Here is a 4,913-nt window from a genome sequence, read left to right as displayed (position 1 = left end):
TGCACGGTCTGTCGGTAGGACATCACCACGGCCATCAGCACCACCGCGATGGCGAGGCCGATCTTCCAGGACCACACGTAGTACGAGGCGCCGGCCAGCGAGAGCATGATGAAGACCTCGTCGGGCGCGTAGGCGACCGAGGAGAGAGCGTCACTGGCGAAGACCGGCAGCGCGACCCGCTTGGGCAACAAGGTCTCGCCCAGCTGGGAACTGCGCAACTTGCGTCCCAGGAGGATGCGCTTGGAGACATCGCCGACACTCACGAGCCGCAAGGCTAGACCAAAGCTCGCCCCCCGGCGCCCTCCGGCCAGATCCGGCCCGCCGCGGGCTCCCGGCTGCGGTAGCGTCTGCGTCGTGCATGTTGTGATCATGGGCTGCGGCCGCGTCGGCTCCACGCTCGCCAGGAGCCTCGAGGACCGCAACCACACCGTCTCCGTCATCGACAGCGAACCCGACTCGTTCCGGCGCCTCGGCCCGGGCTTCAACGGCGACAAGGTCACCGGGTACGGCTTCGACCAGGCGGTCCTGGAGAAGGCCGGGATCCGCCGCGCCGACGCCTTCGCGGCGGTTTCCAGCGGCGACAACTCCAACATCATCGCGGCCCGGGTGGCACGCGAGACGTTCGGCATCCAGCAGGTCGTCGCGCGGATCTACGACCCCGGCCGCGCCGAGGTCTACCAGCGCCTGGGCATCACCACCGTTGCCACGGTGAAGTGGACGGCCGACCAGGTGCTGCGCCGCATCCTCCCCGCCGGGGCCGAGCCCGACTTCCGCGACCCCTCGGGGACGATCCGTCTCGACCAGGTCCCGGTGACCGAGGCATGGATCGGTCACCGCACCGTCGACTTCCAGCTGCAGTCGAAGAGCCGGATCGCCTGGATCGACCGTCTGGGCGAGGGCATGCTGCCCACCCGGGAGAGCGTCATCCAGGAAGGCGACCTGCTGCACCTGGTGATGCGCGAGGAGAACGCCGCGCACGCGTACGCCATCTTCGACCGAGGCCCGGAGGACAACTGATGCGCGTCGCCATCGCGGGAGCCGGCGCCGTCGGGCGCTCGATCGCCCGAGAGCTGATCACGAACGGGCACCAGGTCCTGCTCATCGACAAGCAGCCCGGGGCCATCCGCCCCGAACGCGTGCCGGACGCCGAATGGCTCCTGGCCGACTGCTGTGAGCTGTCATCGCTGGAGGAGGCCCGTCTCGACCAGTGCGACGTCGTCATCGCGGCGACCGGCGACGACAAGGCCAACCTCGTCACGTCGCTGCTCGCCAAGACCGAGTTCGGGGTGCCGCGCACCGTGGGCCGGGTCAACCACCCCAACAACGAGTGGCTCTTCACCGAGGCCTGGGGCGTCGACGTGAACGTCTCCACCCCGCGGATCATGTCGGCCCTGGTCGAGGAGGCGGTGACCGTCGGCGACCTCGTCCGGCTGTTCACGTTCCGCCAGGGCAACGCCAACCTCGTGGAGATGACGTTGCCGGAGGACTCCCCGTTCGTCGGCAAGCCGGTCGGACTGATTCCGTTGCCCGAGAACTGCGCCCTGGTCACGATCCTGCGCGACGGGCAGGTCTACGTCCCCGACGGCGAGCAGCCGGTCGAGTCCGGTGACGAGCTGCTCTTCGTGGTGCCGGCCGACGTCGAGGACCAGCTCGAGCGTCTGCTCGCCCCCGCCAAGCACGGGGGCTGAGAGGTCACCCGGCCGGGGTGCTCTCCGCGGGGGTGCGGTTGCGGCCCAGCACCCAGGCCATCGCCGCCAGAGCAGCCAGCTGCAGCGGCCAGCCCAGGGCGATCTTGAGAATGCCGAGCGTGGCGATGGCAGTGTCCGCGGCCAGCGAGCCCGACGAACCGGCCAACCAGACCGGCCCCTGGATCGCCACCCGTACCAGGCAGGGCAGCACCAGCAGCCAGGTGAGCACGGTGGTGAGCCGCACGATCTGGCGGTCCTCGTGCCAGGCGGTCGCATCGCCGGTGACGCTGCCGACCATGAAGCCCACCAGGGGCCAGCCGATCAGGCAGCTGAACGCGAGCACCACCGTGTAGGCGCCGTTGTAGATGATGCCCGGCAGGAAGTAGGCGAGCGCCTGGTCGTCCGCACTGCCGCCGCCCCGCGCCGACATGGTGACGAACAACCACCCGATCCCGATGCCGACCAGTGCGTTGACACAGAACTGCACGGTCGAGCGCTGCACCAGCCGCACCACCAGCAGCACGACGGCCGCGGCCACGCCGGACAGCAGTGCGATCCGGAGCTCTCGGGTGCCCAGCCACAGCACCGTGAACAGGATGGTGGGAACCGCCGCCTCGAGCATGCCGCGACGACCGCCGAGGGCCTTGGCGAGCTGGGACCGGACCACGGCCTCGACCGTGTCCACCGAGGGGGCGCCCGGCGGGTGCTCCTGGGGTGCGGCGGAGGGCTCGGAGTGCTGTTCGCTCATGGGATCAACTCGTATCGGGGGTTGTACATGATGCGCTGGCCGTCGGCCGCGCTGATCCTGCCTTCGACCTGGATGGCGCGCCCGGGCGCGATGCCGGCGATCCGACGACGTCCCAGCCAGATCACCACGACCACGCCGGAGCCGTCGAAGAGCTCGGCCTCCAGGGCCGGGACCCCGCCGCGGGGTCGCAACGTGACGGTGCGCAGGGTGCCGCGCAGCTTGACGCGCTGGCGATCCGGGGCACCGGCGATCGTGTCGAGTCCCGCCACGGCGTACGCCTTGCGCAGGTCGCGAGCGTCCTGGTCGCTGCTGCTCGCCCAGGCGCTGATGCTGCGGCGCAGTCGGCTCTTCTCGGGGGCCATGACGCGAGCCTAGGCGGTGGGCGGGTCGAGGCGCCGCGCATTGTCGGGCAGCACGACCGTCAGCGCGTCGCCCACCGGCATGGCCACGTCGCCGCGGCGGACGGCGATCTTCGCGATCGTCTCCTCCCAGGCGCCCGAGCTCTCCACGTCGAGGGCCGGCCGGCCGAGCAGGGTGGCGCGCAGCATCCAGCGCGGACCGTTGATCCCGATGATCCGCGACGGCTGGGTGGCCGCGGAGCCGTCCTCGCGGCGCACCGGCACCTGGCAGATCAGCTCGGTGCCGAAGCGTCCCTCGCGTTCGGTGGCCACGCCGCCGTGCTGGGCCATGTCGGCGGCGATGGCGGGGCGGACCTCGCTCCACAGGTCGCCGTTGCGGGGGGCCGCGAAGGCGCGCAGCTCCACGGCACCGTCGGCCCCGGCCAGTACGACCGCCTGGACCTCTCCGGTGCTCTCGTCGACCTGCAGGCGCAGCTCCCGCCCGGGCTCCGGCTCGATCACCAGGGCTCCGAGGTCGACCCGCTCCTGGGCGGTCTCGGGCATGTCGTCGACGTCGAACGGGCCCGTGCGCTCGACCGCGACACCCTGCTCACCCGAGTCGGCGGGGGCCGTGTCGTCGACGACCTCGGGGGTCGGCTCGGACTCGGCGGACTTGCGACGGAACTTCACGATCGACTCCCTCGATGACGTGTGTGTCTGGTCAGGGTGCGGCGCCCGGACGACCGGCGCGCGCGGCGATCCCGGTCAGGCGGGACCGAACCCTCCGGTAGAACCGTATCCCCCGGCCCCCCGCACCGAGTCGGGCAGTTCGGTCACCTCGACGAATCGGGCCCGCTCGAAGCGCTGGACCACCAGCTGCGCGATCCGGTCGCCACGCCGGAGCATGATCGCCTCCGACGGGTCGTGGTTGATCAGCAGCACCTTTATCTCACCGCGGTAGCCGGCATCGATGGTCCCGGGCGTGTTGACGATCGACAGGCCGTGCCGGGCCGCCAGCCCCGAGCGCGGGTGGACCAGGGCGACGTACCCGTCGGGGAGAGCGAGGGAGACGCCGGTGGGGACGAGCGCACGTTCCCCCGGCGCCAGGGTGACGTCGACGGTGGTGACCAGGTCGGCACCGGCGTCGCCGGGATGCGCGTACGACGGCAGCGGCAGGTCGGCGTCGAGCCGGACCACCTCGATCTCGACGAAGGTGGGGCCGGCAGGGGCTGTCACGGTCACGGGCGGGTCAACGTCGGGGGTCACGGCGGGTGACCCTACTCCGCGTGCCAGTCTTCTCCCCGTGAAGTCCGAGCAGGAGTACGACGAGCGCCTGGGCGTCCCCCTGCGCTGGTGGGTGCAGGGCACGATGCTGGTGGCAAGCCTCTGGCTGGCCGTGGTGGTGGCCCTGCCCGGCGTGGTGGCCTGGGTGGTGACCGCGATCGCGCTGGGTCTGCTGACGTCGGGACTGCTCTCCTACGGCAGCGCTCGCGTGCTCGTCGCCGACGGCACCTTCCGGGCCGGACGCGCCCGGATCGCCGGCCGGCACCTCGGCCCGGCCACCGTGCTCGACGCCGAGCAGACCCGGCGGACGGCCGGCCGGGACGCCGATGCCCGCGCCTACCTGCTCCTGCGCCCCTACCTGAAGCGCTCGGTGCGGGTGGAGATCCTCGACCCGGCCGACCCCGCGCCGTACTGGCTGGTCAGCACCCGCCACCCGGTCGAGCTCGCCTCCGCGCTGACCGCGCTGCGTGACGGATCGGCTGCTGGGTAGGGTCGGGTCATGGCATCCGGATCGAAGGTATGGACCGTCTTCTCGCTCGCCGCAGCCGTGGGCGCGGCGGCGATGACCAAGAAGACCCTGAACACCTCGTGGCGCGCCGCCACCGGCAAGAACCCGCCGGCCAACCCGGCCGACCCGGACGTGGACGTCTGGGAGGCCGTCGCCTGGGCGACCCTGAGCGGCTCGGCGATCGGACTCGCCCGGATGTTCGCGGCCCGCAAGGCCGCGACCTACTACGCGAAGTCGACCGGGCACCTGCCGCCGGAGCTGCGCAAGGACGGCCAGGACGCCTCCGCGGCGGACGCACCGACCACCTGATCACCTGATCACCGACAACGCCGAAGGCTCGCCCCTAG

The 4,913-nt window shown here is 71.6% G+C and carries 8 protein-coding genes and 1 pseudogene; 4 read left to right on the top strand and 5 right to left on the bottom strand.

The features are described from left to right. Nucleotides 1–263, bottom strand: a pseudogene (locus ABZE72_RS15560) (DNA-binding protein); the annotation flags it as partial. Nucleotides 264–369: 106 nt separating this feature from the next. On the opposite strand from ABZE72_RS15560, the gene ABZE72_RS15555 reads away from it, so the two are divergent. Together ABZE72_RS15555 and ABZE72_RS15550 are read left to right on the top strand one after the other, a co-directional pair. Further along, complete coding sequence (locus tag ABZE72_RS15555) at nucleotides 370–1,017, top strand: TrkA family potassium uptake protein (protein ID WP_372729946.1); 648 nt, start codon at nucleotides 370–372, stop codon at nucleotides 1,015–1,017. Then, complete coding sequence (locus ABZE72_RS15550) at nucleotides 1,017–1,688, top strand: TrkA family potassium uptake protein (protein ID WP_372729944.1); 672 nt, start codon at nucleotides 1,017–1,019, stop codon at nucleotides 1,686–1,688. The genes ABZE72_RS15555 and ABZE72_RS15550 overlap by 1 nt, the downstream gene beginning before the upstream one ends. 4 nt (nucleotides 1,689–1,692) lie before the next feature. On the opposite strand, the gene ABZE72_RS15545 is transcribed toward ABZE72_RS15550, so the two are convergent. From ABZE72_RS15545 to dut, 4 genes are all read right to left on the bottom strand, one after another. Next, on the bottom strand, nucleotides 1,693–2,436 hold the full coding sequence (locus tag ABZE72_RS15545; RefSeq protein WP_372729943.1) for a DUF3159 domain-containing protein: 744 nt from the start codon (nucleotides 2,434–2,436) through the stop codon (nucleotides 1,693–1,695). Next, entirely contained in the window at nucleotides 2,433–2,798 is a 366-nt protein-coding gene (locus ABZE72_RS15540; protein WP_372729942.1) for an OB-fold nucleic acid binding domain-containing protein, read from the bottom strand. Before ABZE72_RS15540 ends, ABZE72_RS15545 begins: the two co-directional genes overlap by 4 nt. 9 nt (nucleotides 2,799–2,807) lie before the next feature. Further along, complete coding sequence (locus ABZE72_RS15535; protein WP_372729941.1) at nucleotides 2,808–3,464, bottom strand: DUF3710 domain-containing protein; 657 nt, start codon at nucleotides 3,462–3,464, stop codon at nucleotides 2,808–2,810. Between the two features lie 75 nt (nucleotides 3,465–3,539). Further along, a complete protein-coding gene (dut, locus tag ABZE72_RS15530; RefSeq protein ID WP_372729945.1) occupies nucleotides 3,540–3,977 on the bottom strand; it encodes a dUTP diphosphatase in 438 nt (145 codons plus the stop codon). Between the two features lie 100 nt (nucleotides 3,978–4,077). Between dut and ABZE72_RS15525 the strand changes: the two genes are divergently transcribed. Both ABZE72_RS15525 and ABZE72_RS15520 read left to right on the top strand, forming a co-directional pair. Next, nucleotides 4,078–4,548, top strand: a complete 471-nt coding sequence (locus tag ABZE72_RS15525) for a DUF3093 domain-containing protein (protein WP_372729940.1) — start codon at nucleotides 4,078–4,080, stop codon at nucleotides 4,546–4,548. Nucleotides 4,549–4,557: 9 nt separating this feature from the next. Continuing rightward, nucleotides 4,558–4,875, top strand: coding sequence for a DUF4235 domain-containing protein (locus ABZE72_RS15520; RefSeq protein WP_372729939.1), 318 nt, complete (start codon nucleotides 4,558–4,560; stop codon nucleotides 4,873–4,875). Nucleotides 4,876–4,913: the final 38 nt, after the last annotated feature.

The organism is Nocardioides sp., assembly GCF_041600255.1.
GTDB lineage: Bacteria > Actinomycetota > Actinomycetes > Propionibacteriales > Nocardioidaceae > Nocardioides.
The sequence above is the reverse complement of the archived record's forward strand: the minus strand, read 5'-3'. Positions and strand labels throughout refer to the sequence as shown.

What these genes read in the sequence shown, in the direction of transcription:
- ABZE72_RS15555 (WP_372729946.1), top strand. Translation starts at nt 370, where the DNA reads ATGGGCTGCGGCCGCGTCGGCTCCACGCTCGCCAGGAGCCTCGAGGAC.
- ABZE72_RS15550 (WP_372729944.1), top strand. Translation starts at nt 1,017, where the DNA reads ATGCGCGTCGCCATCGCGGGAGCCGGCGCCGTCGGGCGCTCGATCGCC.
- ABZE72_RS15545 (WP_372729943.1), bottom strand. Translation starts at nt 2,436, where the DNA reads ATGAGCGAACAGCACTCCGAGCCCTCCGCCGCACCCCAGGAGCACCCG.
- ABZE72_RS15540 (WP_372729942.1), bottom strand. Translation starts at nt 2,798, where the DNA reads ATGGCCCCCGAGAAGAGCCGACTGCGCCGCAGCATCAGCGCCTGGGCG.
- ABZE72_RS15520 (WP_372729939.1), top strand. Translation starts at nt 4,558, where the DNA reads ATGGCATCCGGATCGAAGGTATGGACCGTCTTCTCGCTCGCCGCAGCC.